Raw genomic sequence first — 14326 nt, forward strand, 5'->3', positions numbered from 1 at the left:
CGAGCGGGCCCGCTTCCTCGACTGCTGGACGAGCTGACCCGAACGGGCCAGGGCAGGCCACTGGTGAATGTCGGTGGCCTGCCCTAGTCTCTTAACTGTCAGATTCACACATCCGCCACACTCATCGAAGGAGACACCATGGACAGGCACGAGGTTCTCGCGGTCGCGAAGACGATCTACTCGCAGATCGAGCGCGGCTCCCTCTGGGCACTCGGCGCGGGCAAGGTCAGCGCCGTGCTGGTCGACGACATGCCCGGCCTCAGCTTCCCGGCCCGCATCCTCCCCTTCCGCGCCGACGGCACCCGCGCCTCGCGGCCGCGCGTGATGAAGGTGGAGGTGCTGCTGAACGGACTCGACCTGTACGACGTGCGCGTCACGTGGCGGCAGGGCGCCGAGATCCGCACGCACTTCCAGCTGCGCAACGTCTACGCCGAGGATCTGACGGCGCTGATGCTGTCGCTCGACTTCGACGGGGCCACCATCGTCAACCCCCGGATGGCTCCCTGCGAGGCCGAGAAGCCGAACCCCGCACCGAAGCCCGCGGCCGGCGCGGAGGCGCTGCCGGTGGGCACGATCCTCGCCTCCCAGTGGGGGTACGAGCAGACCAACGTCGACTTCTACCAGGTGGTCGCCGCCACGGCGCAGACGGTGCAGCTGCGCCCCATCCGCTCCCGCGTGACAGGTGAGGCCGGCTTCATGTCCGAGCACGTGACCGCAGTGCCGGACGAGTTCACCGGCGAGGCGTTCCGCCGCAAGGTGATCACGTTCGGGTCGAGCCCGTTCGTGGCGATCAACGACCACGCCAACGCCTACGTCTGGGAGGGCGCGGAGCTGACCGCCTCCCACTACGCCTGACCAGGCGCGCCCCGCCCTCTTGATCCCCGGAGGGCGGGGCACCCGGCCGGTCAATGTCGGTGGCCCCGCATAGTCTCCTAACTGTCAGATTCACACCTCAGAGCAAGGGCAAATCATGAACACCAACGGCACCACCACCGAGTTCGTCGCCTACAGCACCGCCCCGTGCCTGCGCTGCGGCAACACCTCCACCGTGTTCCTCCCAGCAACCGCGGCGAGCGCGATCGCCAACCGCCGACCTGTGCACGAGGTGCTCCCCGAGGCCACCCCGGAGCTTCGGGAGCTGCTGATCTCCGGCATCCACCCCGAGTGCTGGGATGCCCTCTTCGGCGCCCTGGAGGACGAGTGAGCGCCCCGGCGACGGTGTGCAGCTACTGCGCCTACTTCGCAGGACTGCGCACCACCGCCGCCCTCCCCCGCACCACCCACAACCCCACGGCCGCACACCTGGCCAGCCACCCCGTCAACGCCATAAGGATCCCCACCTCATGACCACCACCGCCCCGAGCTTCGAGCTCACCACCTACACCTCGCAGATCGACGGCGCCGCCGTCGCCGAGATCGCCACCCACCAGGTCACCGGCCGCGTCCGCATCTACCTCAACGAAGCCCCCATCTGGGACGCCGACCCCGAGACCGACGACCCCGCCGGCCACGGCCGCGCCGCGCTCGCCGCATACGACCGCGACCCGACGCCGGCAACCGCGCAGGACTGCGTCGACGCGCTGCGCGACCTCCTCCCCGCCCTGCACTGACCACCACCCACGAAAGGCACCTCATGCTGACGATCACCCACACCCACGAAGAAGGCACCCTCATCGACGGCACCGCCCGCGGCGACGGCACCGCCGAGATCCTCAAGGCCAACGGCTGGCGCTGGGGCCGCTCCATCGGCGCCTGGTACCTGCCCCACTCCCGCGACCACCGCCCCAAGAGATACGCCATCGACCAGACCGCCAAGGCACTCACCGCCGCCGGCTTCGACGTCGCCCTCGACCTCGACGACACCGTGCGCCCCACCGCCGAGGTCGAAGCCGACAAGATCGCCCGCCAGCAGGATCGAGCCGAAGCGCTCGCCGCCAAAGCCGACCGGAAGACCGACGCCGCGCTCGCCGCGGATGCGGCCGCGGATCGCGCGCATCGGGCCCTGCCGGAGGGCGGGGAGCCGATCAAGATCGGGCATCACTCGGAGGGCCGCCATCGCAGGGCGATCGAGCGTGCGCACACGGCGATGCGGCGCACCATCGAGGCGACCGCCGAGGCCGAGCGTGCGGCTGCTCGCGCGGAGGCTGCGGCGCACACCACGGCGATGCGGTACTCACCGCGGCAGGTCGCCAACCGGCTGGAGAAGATCGCCGCCGACATCCGCCGTGTGCAGCGGCACCTCGACGGGTACATCGCCGATCGAGGTACCCCGTACGCCCGGCAGATCCCGCGCGCCGAGGGCACCGCACGCGACCGGTACCTGTCCGAACTCGCCGAGCACCAAGACGCGCACGCCTACTGGGAGGGGATCCGCGCCCAGCAGATCGCCGACGGGGTCGCCACGAACTTCACCCGCGACCAGTTCACCAAGGGCGACATCGTCAAGGTCGACGGCCGGTGGGCCGTCGTGCTGCGCATCAACCCGAAGAGCCTGTCTGTGCAGTCGCAGCACTGGCGCTACACCGCCCGCTACGACCAGATCCAGGAGCACCACCCCGGCGGCGCGGACGCGGCCGAGAAGGTCGCCGAGCTGCTGGCCGCTCGCCGCTGAATGTCGGTGACCCTTCCTAGTCTTGTAACTGTCAGATTCACACACTAGGAAGGGCCACCACCATGGGTCAGTACACCGTCCTCACCATCACCACCGGCACCAAGCCCCTCACCGAGAAGAAGGCCACCAAAGCCGCCGACGCCATCGAGATCCACGACACCGAGATCTACGAGACCGACGCCGGCTGGACGATCGCCGGCCACTCCAAGTACCAGCCCGACAACCTCCACACCATCGCAGCTCGCCTCTCCCGCCACGGCGCAACCGTCACCGTCAGCGAGGAATGGGACACCCGCGACGCCGACACCCCCGGCACCACCACCACGACCTACCGCAACGGCGAGCACCAGCCCCAGCACGACCAGGAAACCCACCTCGCCCCCGCCGACCTCCACGCCGCCCTCGCCGCCGTACGCAACGCCCTCGACGGCAACGGCGACCTGATCACCGCCTCGCGCTGGCTCGTCGACGGCTTCGACGGCACCCGCCCCTGACCACACACCGGGGATGCGGCGAGCGCGCTCGCCGCATCCCCGGGGGGTGCCCCTATTGTCGCCAAATGCCCCGCACCATCCCGACCCGCGTCATCACGGCCGTGCGCACCGCCGACAGCATCCGCGTCTACGTCGCCCACGACCCCCGCGCCAGCTACTCCCGATCCGTCATCCCCACCGTCACCCGCAACCGCACCACCTGGGGATACCTCACCGACGGCCGCCCGATCCTCACCGGCCAGATCGACCACACGCTCGACCCCGCCGACAGCATCCGCGGCGAGCGCGACGCCGAGAAAGTCACCGCCGCCCTGCAGCAGGACCGAGCCGTCTCCGTCGTCGTCTACGACTTCGCCTGATCCGCTCCACCGAGACCCCGGACACCCCCACGGTGCCGGGGTCTCGTCGCGCCCGGGCACATCGTGCCGAACTCGTGGCGTCCCCGCCCTCGTCGCTACGCTGAGTCCCCCGCGGCGAGCGCGCCCACCCGGACGGAGACCCCAGCATGACCCGAGAGACCCACGAACCGGACGAGCCGATCAACTGGCCCTACGGCCACGTCTCCGTCACCCCCGGCCGGACGACAGACCCCGCCGCAGACCGCATCGCGCTCGCCGCAGTCGCCGTCACCCTCACCGACGACGACCACGACGAGTGCATCCGCGTCACTCTCGGCCCCACGGACCACTACCTGCACTCGACCACAGCCCGCGCCCTCGCCGACGAGCTCGCTGCCCACAACGGCACTCCCGTGACGATCACCATTCACGACATCCCCCATGCCGCCAGCGGCCCCGCAGCTCGAGCGCTCCGCCACGCGCTCGAGCTGCGCCTGACCGAGTGGAACCAGCGCCCCGCCGCCTACGGCATCCCGGGCGTCTGACACCCCGACGACGCGAGCACCCGGCGAGCTGCGCTCGCCGCAGTTGTCGTGCCCCGGATGAGGGCCGGCTCCTCCCGATTGTAGGTTCCCGCTCGAGATGGCGAGGAATGCCGCGATTCCACGGTAGTTGGCTGGGGTTTCGGGTTCAGGATTCCGCGAGTAGTGGCGGATTCTTACAAGAGCTCATGGCCGTCGCGGCGATCGGCTACACACCATGCAGCGTGTCCGAACCGGCAGCGACGCGCTCTCCCCGGCCGCAGCAGCGCCCCCCGACGTGAACGGGAATACTCTCGTCAATCGGGGAGCTCCGGCAGGCGTCATCCTCCGCCGGGCAGATGCTCGAGGTGCCCGATGGCCTCCTCGAGCAGTTCGGAGACGTGGTCGTCGAAGAGCGAGTAGTGGATGTGCCGGCCGTCGCGCGTGCCAAGGACCAGGCTCAGATGCCGCAGCAGCCGCAAATGGTTCGATGTGGTCGTCTGTCCGATGTGCAGCTGTTCGCTGAGGTCGGTCACGGTGCTCGGCTGAACACTCAGCGCGCTCAGAATGCGCAGCCGCACAGGTGACGCCAGTGCCTGCATGATCTCGGCGAGACGCTCAGCATCCGCTACGGACAGGGTGCCTGCTTCCCGACGCGTCTCAGTACCGGCCATGCTCACCATTGTGCCCTCCGATCACGACAATCATTCACAACTACAATATATCATGATCTTGTGATGTATCCTGGTCGTATGACTGCTTCTTCCCCGACGACTACCGCGCCCGCTGCGGAGACGCACGACCATTCCCACGGTTCGGCCCGGTGGGAGCTGTGGTTCGCGATCGCCGCGGGCGTGACCTACGCCGGCGGGATGATCGCCGAGTTCGCGTTGGGGCTGCCGATGGTCGGGTGGCCGTTGGTGTTCTTCCTCGCCACCTACTTCTTCGGTGGGTTCTTCACGTTCCGCACCGCGATCGCCTCGACGATGCGAGGGAAGTTCGAGGTCGACTTCCTCATGCTGGTGGCCGCGATCGGCGCCGCCCTCATCGGCCGGTGGGCGGAAGGGGCGGTGCTGCTGTTCCTGTTCAGCCTCGGCCACGCGCTCGAGGAATACGCCCTCAGCCGTGCCAGCAAGTCCATCGAGTCCCTGGCCGAGCTCGCTCCCCGCAGCGCCCTGGTGCGCCGCGGCGGGGACGAGCCGGTGGAGGTGCCGGTGGAGGAGATCGTCGTCGGGGACATCGTCGTCATCCGCCCGAACTCCCGCATTCCCTCAGACGGGTTCGTGATCTCCGGGGTGTCCGCGGTGGATCAGTCCGCGGTCACCGGGGAGTCGATTCCGGTGGAGAAGGAGCCGGTGGCCGACCCGGAGCGGGCGATGCGCACCGTCGACACCCTGCCCGCCGCCAACCGTGTGTTCGCCGGCACCGTGAACGGGTCCGGCGTGCTCGAGGTCGAGGTCACCGCGACCTCCGCGGACTCGACGCTCAGCAAGGTCGTCGAGCTCGTCCGCTCCGCCGACCAGGCCGCCTCCCCCACACAGCAGTTCATCGACCGGTTCCAGCGTTGGTACGTGCCCGCCGTGATCCTCGGGGTCGCCGTCACCCTCCTGATCTCCTGGCTCGCGTTCGCGCAACCGTTCCCCGACGCGTTCTACCTCGCCATGACCGTGCTCGTCGCCGCCAGCCCCTGCGCGCTCGCGATCGCAACCCCGGCCGCGGTGCTGGCAGGGGTCGCCCGTGCTGCGCGTGCCGGGGTGCTCGTCAAGGGCGGCGCCCCGCTCGAGACGCTCGGGCGGGTCAAGGCGATGGCGTTCGACAAGACCGGCACCCTGACCTGGGGTGCCCCCCGGGTGACGTCCGTCACCCCCGCCGCCGACGTGCCCGAGTCCGAGCTGATCCGCACTCTGGTCGCTGTCGAAGCGCTCAGCGATCACCCGCTGGCCGAGGCGATCGTCCGCGACCTCGAGCCCCGCGTCCCCCAGGCCGAGCGCCTCACCGCGACAGACCTGAACGCGGTCGTCGGGCGTGGCGTCACGGCGACGATCGACGGCGAGCGGGTCGACGTCGGCAACCTGCGCATGTTCGACGAGCAGCAACTCGCGCTGACCGGCACGCTCGCCGACGCGTACACGCAGGCGCGGGACTCCGGGCAGACGCTGATGATCATCCGCCGTGGCGACCGGTTCCTCGGCATCGTCGGCGTGATGGATGCGTCCCGCGCGGAGTCCGCCCAGGTGCTCAGCGCGCTCCGGGGCGCGAACGTGGGGCAGCTCGTGATGATCTCCGGCGACAACCAGCGCGTCGCCGACGCGGTCGGCCGGGAAGTCGGCGTCGACACCGCGATCGGCGAACTGCTCCCCGAGGACAAAGTCGCTCAGATCACCCGCCTCGCCGAAACCCACCGACCGATCGCGATGGTCGGCGACGGCGTCAACGACGCCCCCGCGATGGCCCGCGCCGACGTCGGCATCGCGATGGGCGCCGCCGGCTCCACCGTCGCGTTGGAAACCTGCGACATCGCGCTGATGAGCGACGACCTCGGCCGCGTCCCGTTCGCCGTGCGGCTCAGCCGCGCCACCAGCCGCATCATCCGGCAGAACCTCATCGCCAGCCTCGCGATCGTCGCGTTCCTCATCCTCGCCACCTTCCTCGGCCTGAACATCGGCGCGGTCGTACTCATCCACGAAGGCTCCACCCTGATCGTCGTCGGCAACGCACTCCGCCTGCTCAACTTCGAGCGCGGCAAAGAGCACCACGGCATCGACCACGAAGACAGGCCCACCGCTTGAGAGACTCAGCCGGCGCAGGCGACGGCCTCCCTTGCGCGGCTATGTGGCCCAGCAGGATTGCACGGTGCCGGTCGTTGCCTGCGCGACGGTCGGGATGGTCTCCACGAGTGCTCGTGTGATCTCCTCGGACGCGGGGTACTCGATGACCCGCCAACCGACGATGCCGAAGTCCTCATCCAATGCCTGCACCGCGCATGCGAACGACGTCCCAGCGGGTGGCGTGGCTTGGAAGGATACGGTCACGGTGCGCGCATCGACCAGCTCGTATCCGGTCTCGTCGAATCCGACGTCGTCGAGCGAGTTCGAGACAGTCAGCCACGAAAGCCCGGCGACAGACAGGATTGCCGCCGTCGCGACGGTGACCCAGAACACGCGGCGGCGGATGGGCCGCGGTCCCCGACCGTAGCGGTCGGCGAGCTCCTCTTTCGTCGTCACGTAGTGCGCCCTATCTGCGGCTGCGAGCATCGCGGTCGGCGAGCTCGGTGAGGCGTGCGTTGTAGGCCTCGAGCTCGGCTTCGCCGGTGCGGTCGGCGTGCCGGTCTCGCCGCTTGGTCTCGCGGTCGTCGCTGCGACTCCACTGAATCGCGACCGTGATCGCGAGGATCAGGGTGGGGATCTCACCGATCGACCACGCGATACCGCCGCCGGTGTACTGATCCTCGAGCGGTGTGACACCCCAGGTGCGACCCATCGACCCGAACCAGTCGGCGACCATCAGCCCCGACTGCATCATGATGGAGATGCCGAAGAACGCGTGCATCGCCATCACACCGATGAGCAGCAGCAGCCTGCCGGCGTAGGGAAGCCGCCACGGCACCGGGTCGATGCCGATCAGGGAGAGCGCGAACAGGTAGCCGGTGATGAGGAAGTGCGCGATCATCCACTGGTGGCCGAGGTGGTCGTACAGCGACCAGCGGAACAGGTCGGTGTAATAGAACACCCACAGTGAGCCGATGAACAGGGCGGCCGCGACGAACGGGTTCGTCAGGATGCGGGCGACGGGCGAATGCACCGCCCACAGGATCCACTCCCGCCCGCCGCGGGTGCCGTCGTCGCGTTTGCGGATCGCCCGGGCGGCGAGGGTCACCGGGGCGCCGGCGACCAGCAGCACCGGGATCGCCATCGTGAGCAGCATGTGCCCCACCATGTGCATGCTGAACAGGTAGTCCTGGTAGACGTTGACGACGCCGCCGGTGACCCAGACCAGCAGCACCATGCCGGCGACCCACATGATCGTGCGATACACAGGCCACGCGTCGCCGCGCCGGCGCAGCCGCCACACCCCGGCGAGATAGAAGAAGATCGCGAACCCGGCGAGCACCGCCCACAACATGTCCACGTTCCACGCGGTGACCCACCGTTCGATCGTGAGCTCCGGGGGCAGCGGGGCACCGGTGAGGCGTTCTGCCGGCGAGGGGATCTCGGGAAGCGGGGCCGGGTTCGGTGGCGGAGTGCGGGCCAGCGCTGCGGCGGCGCCGCTGGCCACACCCATCAGTGCCAGCTCGAACGCGATGAGCATCCAGAAAGGGCGGGATGCCGCGTCGGAGCTGCGCATCCTGCCGATCAGGCGGGTGCGGTACCACGCCCCGAAGAGGCCGAGGCCGACGAGCGCGACGACCTTGATGCCCAAGATCGCGCCATAGGGCGAGAGCAGATCGGACCACTCCTGCAGGCCGATGGCGGCGCGCACCGTGCCGGACACGGCGACGAGCACGAACGCGGCCAGAGCGATGCTCGAGTAGCGGGCGGCGAGATCGGGGATGCGGCGACGGTCGAGGGCTGGACGGACGGCGATGAGCAGCAGGAGCCCGCCGAGCCACACCGCGGCGCCGATGATGTGCAGGATGAGCGCCATCATCGCCTCGTGGTGGAAGGCGTCATCGCCGGAGTGCCCCTGCGTGCCCATCGGCACGAGCGAGGCCACCGCCACCAGGGCGACCAGAAGCGTCCCGACCCAGGACCGCACGGCGAATGTCAGGACGGTGAGGGCGGCGCCGGCGACCGTCGTGATCAGCCATGTCCTGCCGACCTCGAGCTCGACGAGGAACCGGCCGAGCTGGGCACCGAACTGGGGGCCTGCGTCGATGGCCGGGTTGAACACGCTGAGAAGCGTGAGGAACCCGGTCGCGCCCGCGGCCACGGTGAACAGGGCTGCAGAGATCGACGCGGTATCGAGGGCGACGTCGAACTCGCGCTCACCGGCCCGCAGCGTGAACAAGGCGGTCACGAGCACACCGACCATGCCCGCGGCGGCGAGATTCACGACCAGTTTCGTGACCGGAAGCCCCCAGCGCACAACAGGGCCGGCGTCGCCGAGTGGGATCTGCGCAGCACCCCCACCGAACCACAACGCCCCGACCAAGGCGATGAGTGCGACCCCGCCGAGGATCGCAGGCCCTGCGACCCGCAAGACGCGAGGAGTCATTCCTGTCGCGGTCGGAGTGACCGCTGTCCGCGTTCAGTGGCATCCGCACCCGTGGTGGCGGGAATCGAGAGTATCGGGGTCATGTGCGTGCTTTCGGCTCGGGCAAGAGGGCGGGGCAGGGGTGCGGGGTCATGTGAGCCCGGAGTAGGAGTGGAGGCCCTGGAAGAACATGTTCACGATCGTGAAGTTGAACAGCACCGCGACGAACCCGATGATGGACAGCCAGGCGGAGCGGGTGCCGCGCCAGCCGCGGGTCGCGCGGGCGTGGATGTAGCCGGCGTAGAGCACCCAGATCACGAACGTCCACACCTCCTTGACATCGAAGCCCCAGTAGCGACCCCAGGAGTCGTTGGCCCAGATCGCGCCGGCGATCAGGGTGAACGTCCAGAACACGAACCCCACGATCGCGAACCGGTACGCGAGGGACTCGAGCACGTCGGCGGCGGGCAGAGTGCGCAGAAACCCAAGACCGTCGGCGCGGGCAGTGTCCGAGGATGCTCGGGTGCGGCGCTCCCGGCGGGCCTGCAGGAGCTGGGTGATGGAGATGCCGCAGGCGATCGCGAACAGGGCGGTGGCCAGGGACGCGACGAAGACGTGGATGACCAGCCACACGCTCTTGAGCGGATCCATCAGCGGAACGACCTCGACGTAGAACGAGACCGTCGCGCCACCCAGCAGCAGCACCACCATGCCGATCAGGAACGCACCGAGGAAGCGGAGGTCGTAGCGGCGCAGCACCAGCAGGTAGACGGCCACGATCAAGACCGTGCCGGTCAGCGCGAACTCGTACATGTTCGCCCACGGCACCCGCTCCGCGGCGATGCCGCGCAGGATGGTGCCGGCCAGGTGGAACAGGAACGCGAGGACCGTCAGCGACGTCCCGATCCGCGCCCACAGCAGCCGTTGACGCTGCGCGGGCGGCGTGCGAACACTGTCCACCGACCCACTCTGGGCGTTGTCCGTCTGCTGGCCCGCCCGTGCGGTAGCGCCGGCCAGGACCGGCTCCCGCTGCGGGACGCTGGCGGGGACGGAGCGCCCGGCCAGGTCGATGGTGTACGCGATGAACGCGAGCAGGTAGGTGGCGATCGCCGTCCACACCAGCAGCAGTGAGATGCCGTCGAGGGAGAGCGCGTCGGTTCCGGTCATGGCAGGGTCGTCCTCTTCGTCGTTGCGGTCAGGGGGTGCCCGCGAGCGGGGTGGCGCGGTAGATCCGTGCACATCGGTCAGCCCGCGTTCGCTTCCAGCCAGGCCAGCGAGTCCACGGCGGTTCCGTCGAGGTAGACCTCGAAGTGCAGATGGTTCGCGGTGGAGCGTCCCGTGCTGCCGACGAGTCCGACCAGCTGCCCGGCCGTGACGGTCTGCCCGGCGGCGACCTGCCGGCTTCCGGTCTGCATGTGCGGGTACACCGTGCTCACCTGTTGCCCGTTCAGCACGGACTCCACCACCACGGTCACCCCGTATCCGCCGTAGCTGTCCTGCGAGATCCGCACGACGCCGTCGACGGACGCGTAGACGGGGGTTCCGCCGGCAGCGACCATGTCGGTGCCCATATGCGCGCCGCCTCGAGCACCGAAGCGGTCGGTCACGGTGAACGGACCGCCCACCGGCCACCGCACGGCTCCACTGCCTTGGGGCACGATGCTGTAGTCGAAGGGCACCGAGGCGACTTGTGCGGAGGCGCGGGCACGTTCTGCGGCTGCTTCTGCCGCCTTCTTCTGGTCGATCTCCGCCTGGGTGGTGGCCGAGTAGCTCTCCCGTGTGAGCTGCGTCCCAGTCGCGTCGGAGGCGACGATCAAGGATTGCGCGTCCTCGGACGCGACTTGCTGCAGTGTCGGGATCTCGAGGTCCGCCGGCTGCCAGGCGGCATACGCGGGGAGGGCGAAGGTGGCGATCAGGCCGGTGACCACCGTCAGGACCGCCAGGGAGCGCACTGGGCGCAGCGCGATTACCCGACCACGGGCGGACGTTTCTGCGGGCGGGCGCCGTGGGGGGCGGGTGGTGATGCTGGTGACTGGCGGGGTTGCGGCGCGGCGGAGGCTGCGGCGCGTGGGGGGCGTCTGGGGCTGGTCGCCGCCGCCGGGTGGGGTGGTCTGGTCAGTCATGATGTCCTGGTTCGTTTCGGATCAGATGGACACGCCGCGGTCGGCGAGGAAGGGGATGGGGTTGACCGGGGAGCCGTTCACGTAGGCCTCGAAGTGCAGGTTGCAGCCGAACGCGTTGCCGGTGTTGCCTTCGCTGCCGATCAGGTCGCCGGCGTTCACGCGTTGGCCGTATCCGACGTAGAAGCCGCCGGGGCGGATGTGGGCGTATCCGGTGCCGATCCCGCCGCCGTGGTCGATCTTGATGTAGTTGCCGTAGCCGCCGTTGTGCCCGGCGTAGACGACGGTGCCGGCCGCGGCGGCGTAGATCCCCGCGCCGCATCCGCCGCTGAGGTCGACGCCGTAGTGGTAGCTGGTCGAGCAGTACCCGTTGCCACACTGGGAGCTGCGCGGCCCGAACCCCGAGGTGCGGTGCCCGGAGGTCGGCCGTGCCCACCCGGAGCTGACCACACCCCCACCAGCACCTCCCGAGGCGGCGAGCCGTTCCGCTTCGGCGCGCTCCGCCGCTCGCCGCTGCTCCTCGGCGATGCGGGCAGCCTCCACCCCGGCCTGATAGTCGGCGATGGTCTTCGCGGTGGTGTCCTCGAGGGCGGCGAGCTGGGCCTGCAGCTCGCCGAGGTGGAGGGTCTGCGCGTCCAGCGCGGCCTGCGCAGCATCGGCGGCCTGCTGCGACTCGAGCATCTTCTGCTCGGCGACCTGCTGCAGCCGGTCGCGCTCATCCCGGGCCACCACCGCCTGATCGGTCAGGCTCTGCGCGGCATCGCGGGCGGTGAGCGCCGCAGCGTAGACGGCCTGGTTGCGTTCCAGCAGCTTGTCCATCACGCCCAGCCGGGACAGGAGATCGTCCGCGGTCGCGGCCGACCCGGAGAGGAACAGCTCGAGGGAGGTGGTGTCGCCCCCGTCGCGGTACAGCTGCGCGGCGATGCGGCCGGCCTTGTTCGCCGCGTCGGTCGCGTTCTGCGCTTCCAGGTCGGCTTGGGACTGCAACGTGTCGGCGCGGATGGATGCGCCGAAGTACTCCTGCTGGGCGGTGTAGAACGCGCCGGCGGCCTGCTCGGCGGCGGTGCGGGTGCGCGCCACCTCGCCGGTCAGGCTTTGGATGAGGCCCTGGATCCGCTGCACCTCGGCAGCTTTGGTGGCCTCGTTCGCTTTCGCGGCCTGCACGTCCTCCCAGGACGGATAGGTCGCCGCGAACGCTGCCGGCAACAGCGGGCCGGCGACCAGGACGGCTGCCGCGCTCAATGTTCCCGCCGTCAGCAGAGTGCGCCGGCTCACCCCGGCCCGGAATGCGCGGCTCTCCGCGGGCGTGGGCGCGCACCCACACTCCTCCGCCGTCAGGTCACCAGGAAGGGTGAGATCGCTGCCCGTCGCCAGCGTTCGCAGCGACCAGGCCAGTCGACCTCCGGCAGGCCTCATCCGTGGCGTGTTCATGGGTGCCTCCCCGGATCAGTCGAACGATCTGCGGCGGCCGCACGCGTGCGGGCACGGTGGGAGAACCCCGCCGCGGTGAGAGCGCCGGCGGCAGCGAGGACGATGAGAGCGGTGAGCCAGGGACCGAGGATCACCGCCGGGGTGAGTCCGGTGCGCAGCGGGACGGTGGTGATCGACGCGTCAACGGTGTCGACGCCGATGCTGTCGACGGTGGTGCCGTCCGGGGTGATGACCTGGCTGGTGCCCACCGTGGAGACGTTGACGACCGCGCGGCCGGTTTCGATGGCGCGCATCCGGGCGAACGCGAGCTGCTGCAGGTTCTCGTCGGTGCCGCGGAAGTCGGCGTTGTTGGTCTGGAACACGAACACCTCTGCGCCGGCGCGGGCACCGTCCCAGATCACGGCGTCGTAGATCACGTCGAAGCAGATCGCCAACCCCACCCCGACGTCGCCGACCTGCACGAGCGGCGGGTTGCTGCCGGGGGTGTATTCGCGTTGGATCAAGCCCACCAGGTCGGGGACGATCAGCTCGTAGAACCACCGGTCCGGCACGTACTCGCCGAACGGGACCGGGTTGACCTTGTCGTGCCACTGCCGGCCCGTGGGATCCGCGGTCCACAGCAGGGACGTGTTGAAGACATCGTCGCCGCGGGTGGTGGCGGCGTTCATCAGCAACGGCGCCCCGGCCGAGCGCACGACCCGGTCCAACGCCTCGGCGGCGGCGGGATCACTGAGCGGGTCGGCGTCGACGCCGCCCTCCGGCCAGGCCAGCAGATCCATCGGCTGCCCGTACAGCGGCACCGTGGCGGCGGTCTGCGCGGCCAGGACGTCGCCGGGCACCTTGTCGTCGAAGTACCCGGTGGGGCCGTTGCCCTGCACCCATCCCACGCGGAACTCCCCGGCCGGCGCGGTGGGGAACTGCGGCGCTATCACCAGGAGAGCGGCGACGCTCACAGCAGGGTGCAACCCGAGCATGAAGCGGATGCCGCCGGCGCGGATCCACTGCACCACAGAGGCGCACAGAATGACGATCAGCAGGGACAGGCCGGTCACGCTCGTCCACGACACGGCCTCCGCGAGCGGGCCGCCCACCTGGGTCATCCCGAGGCGCGCCCACGGGAACCCGGAGTACGGCCACGCACCCATCACCACCTCACGGGCCGTCCACAGAACCCCGATCAGCGGCGGTACCGCGAGCAGCTGCACGAGGCCGCGGGCCGGATAGCGGGCGGTCCACCGGTAGGCGAGCGCGATCGGCACCGCGCCCGCGCCGAACAGGACCGCTTCCAGCCCGGCGAGGGCAAGCCACGGCACCGGGCCGAGGAACTCCCCCACCCACACCAGATGGGTCGTGTAGAACACGGCGCCGAACACAGTGCCGACCAGCAGCGCCCCGCCGATGCTGCGGCCGATCAGGGCCACCAGGGCGACCGTGACACTCACGAACGTCAACGGCCACCACCCCACCGGTGCGGAGGCGAGATCCAGCAGCAGGCCGGCGGCCGCGGATGCCAGCACCGCCGCCCACACCGGCAGCGACCATGCCGCCACGGTGCGGCGCGGCGTCTCCTGCTCCGGCGCGGCGGCCGGGGCGGGTGTCGGCAAAGGCGTGCGCATCG

Annotated in this window: 15 protein-coding genes; 8 read left to right on the plus strand and 7 right to left on the minus strand. The window is 69.9% G+C overall.

Annotation, left to right across the window (positions count from 1 at the left end; all coding sequences use genetic code 11):
- Positions 1 to 138: 138 nt before the first annotated feature.
- The 7 genes from E3O41_RS13305 to E3O41_RS13335 all read left to right on the plus strand — a co-directional run bounded on the left by E3O41_RS13305 (position 139) and on the right by E3O41_RS13335 (position 3988).
- Positions 139 to 855, plus strand: a complete 717-nt coding sequence (locus tag E3O41_RS13305) for a hypothetical protein (protein ID WP_135012722.1) — start codon at positions 139 to 141, stop codon at positions 853 to 855.
- A 115-nt stretch (positions 856 to 970) separates the two neighbouring features.
- A complete protein-coding gene (locus tag E3O41_RS13310) occupies positions 971 to 1204 on the plus strand; it encodes a hypothetical protein (RefSeq protein WP_135012724.1) in 234 nt (77 codons plus the stop codon).
- A gap of 139 nt (positions 1205 to 1343) precedes the next feature.
- On the plus strand, positions 1344 to 1610 hold the full coding sequence (locus E3O41_RS13315; protein WP_135012726.1) for a hypothetical protein: 267 nt from the start codon (positions 1344 to 1346) through the stop codon (positions 1608 to 1610).
- A gap of 23 nt (positions 1611 to 1633) precedes the next feature.
- Positions 1634 to 2611, plus strand: a complete 978-nt coding sequence (locus E3O41_RS13320) for a DUF3560 domain-containing protein (protein ID WP_135012728.1) — start codon at positions 1634 to 1636, stop codon at positions 2609 to 2611.
- Between the two features lie 62 nt (positions 2612 to 2673).
- Positions 2674 to 3105, plus strand: coding sequence for a hypothetical protein (locus E3O41_RS13325; protein ID WP_135012730.1), 432 nt, complete (start codon positions 2674 to 2676; stop codon positions 3103 to 3105).
- Positions 3106 to 3170: 65 nt separating this feature from the next.
- Positions 3171 to 3464 (plus strand): hypothetical protein, encoded by a 294-nt coding sequence (locus E3O41_RS13330; protein WP_135012731.1) that lies wholly within the window; start codon positions 3171 to 3173, stop codon positions 3462 to 3464.
- Between the two features lie 146 nt (positions 3465 to 3610).
- The gene (locus E3O41_RS13335; RefSeq protein WP_135012733.1) at positions 3611 to 3988 is read left to right on the plus strand and encodes a hypothetical protein; all 378 of its coding nucleotides are present in this window, start codon (positions 3611 to 3613) and stop codon (positions 3986 to 3988) included.
- Between the two features lie 317 nt (positions 3989 to 4305).
- Here the strand turns inward: E3O41_RS13335 and E3O41_RS13340 are convergent, their stop codons facing one another.
- Complete coding sequence (locus E3O41_RS13340) at positions 4306 to 4638, minus strand: ArsR/SmtB family transcription factor (RefSeq protein ID WP_045246029.1); 333 nt, start codon at positions 4636 to 4638, stop codon at positions 4306 to 4308.
- 78 nt (positions 4639 to 4716) lie between these two features.
- Here E3O41_RS13340 and E3O41_RS13345 point away from each other — a divergent pair, with 78 nt between their 5' ends.
- Entirely contained in the window at positions 4717 to 6753 is a 2037-nt protein-coding gene (locus E3O41_RS13345) for a heavy metal translocating P-type ATPase (protein WP_048809453.1), read from the plus strand.
- A 39-nt stretch (positions 6754 to 6792) separates the two neighbouring features.
- On the opposite strand, the gene E3O41_RS13350 is transcribed toward E3O41_RS13345, so the two are convergent.
- The 6 genes from E3O41_RS13350 to lnt form a co-directional block, all read right to left on the minus strand.
- Entirely contained in the window at positions 6793 to 7188 is a 396-nt protein-coding gene (locus E3O41_RS13350; protein WP_045246023.1) for a DUF4307 domain-containing protein, read from the minus strand.
- 10 nt (positions 7189 to 7198) lie between these two features.
- Positions 7199 to 9178, minus strand: a complete 1980-nt coding sequence (locus tag E3O41_RS13355) for a bifunctional copper resistance protein CopD/cytochrome c oxidase assembly protein (RefSeq protein ID WP_135012735.1) — start codon at positions 9176 to 9178, stop codon at positions 7199 to 7201.
- 129 nt (positions 9179 to 9307) lie between these two features.
- Entirely contained in the window at positions 9308 to 10324 is a 1017-nt protein-coding gene (ccsB, locus tag E3O41_RS13360) for a c-type cytochrome biogenesis protein CcsB (protein ID WP_045246027.1), read from the minus strand.
- Positions 10325 to 10401: 77 nt separating this feature from the next.
- On the minus strand, positions 10402 to 11280 hold the full coding sequence (locus E3O41_RS13365; RefSeq protein WP_236966997.1) for a M23 family metallopeptidase: 879 nt from the start codon (positions 11278 to 11280) through the stop codon (positions 10402 to 10404).
- A 21-nt stretch (positions 11281 to 11301) separates the two neighbouring features.
- Positions 11302 to 12708, minus strand: coding sequence for a M23 family metallopeptidase (locus E3O41_RS13370; protein WP_135012737.1), 1407 nt, complete (start codon positions 12706 to 12708; stop codon positions 11302 to 11304).
- Positions 12705 to 14324, minus strand: a complete 1620-nt coding sequence (lnt, locus tag E3O41_RS13375) for an apolipoprotein N-acyltransferase (RefSeq protein WP_101305216.1) — start codon at positions 14322 to 14324, stop codon at positions 12705 to 12707. The genes E3O41_RS13370 and lnt overlap by 4 nt, the downstream gene beginning before the upstream one ends.
- Positions 14325 to 14326 lie beyond the last annotated feature (2 nt).

It is taken from the genome of Microbacterium sediminis, from assembly GCF_004564075.1.
Lineage (GTDB): Bacteria > Actinomycetota > Actinomycetes > Actinomycetales > Microbacteriaceae > Microbacterium > Microbacterium sediminis.

What these genes read in the sequence shown, in the direction of transcription:
- E3O41_RS13305 (WP_135012722.1), top strand. Translation starts at nt 139, where the DNA reads ATGGACAGGCACGAGGTTCTCGCGGTCGCGAAGACGATCTACTCGCAG.
- E3O41_RS13310 (WP_135012724.1), top strand. Translation starts at nt 971, where the DNA reads ATGAACACCAACGGCACCACCACCGAGTTCGTCGCCTACAGCACCGCC.
- E3O41_RS13315 (WP_135012726.1), top strand. Translation starts at nt 1,344, where the DNA reads ATGACCACCACCGCCCCGAGCTTCGAGCTCACCACCTACACCTCGCAG.
- E3O41_RS13320 (WP_135012728.1), top strand. Translation starts at nt 1,634, where the DNA reads ATGCTGACGATCACCCACACCCACGAAGAAGGCACCCTCATCGACGGC.
- E3O41_RS13325 (WP_135012730.1), top strand. Translation starts at nt 2,674, where the DNA reads ATGGGTCAGTACACCGTCCTCACCATCACCACCGGCACCAAGCCCCTC.
- E3O41_RS13330 (WP_135012731.1), top strand. Translation starts at nt 3,171, where the DNA reads ATGCCCCGCACCATCCCGACCCGCGTCATCACGGCCGTGCGCACCGCC.
- E3O41_RS13335 (WP_135012733.1), top strand. Translation starts at nt 3,611, where the DNA reads ATGACCCGAGAGACCCACGAACCGGACGAGCCGATCAACTGGCCCTAC.
- E3O41_RS13340 (WP_045246029.1), bottom strand. Translation starts at nt 4,638, where the DNA reads ATGGCCGGTACTGAGACGCGTCGGGAAGCAGGCACCCTGTCCGTAGCG.
- E3O41_RS13345 (WP_048809453.1), top strand. Translation starts at nt 4,717, where the DNA reads ATGACTGCTTCTTCCCCGACGACTACCGCGCCCGCTGCGGAGACGCAC.
- E3O41_RS13355 (WP_135012735.1), bottom strand. Translation starts at nt 9,178, where the DNA reads ATGACTCCTCGCGTCTTGCGGGTCGCAGGGCCTGCGATCCTCGGCGGG.
- ccsB (WP_045246027.1), bottom strand. Translation starts at nt 10,324, where the DNA reads ATGACCGGAACCGACGCGCTCTCCCTCGACGGCATCTCACTGCTGCTG.
- E3O41_RS13365 (WP_236966997.1), bottom strand. Translation starts at nt 11,280, where the DNA reads ATGACTGACCAGACCACCCCACCCGGCGGCGGCGACCAGCCCCAGACG.
- E3O41_RS13370 (WP_135012737.1), bottom strand. Translation starts at nt 12,708, where the DNA reads ATGAACACGCCACGGATGAGGCCTGCCGGAGGTCGACTGGCCTGGTCG.
- lnt (WP_101305216.1), bottom strand. Translation starts at nt 14,324, where the DNA reads ATGCGCACGCCTTTGCCGACACCCGCCCCGGCCGCCGCGCCGGAGCAG.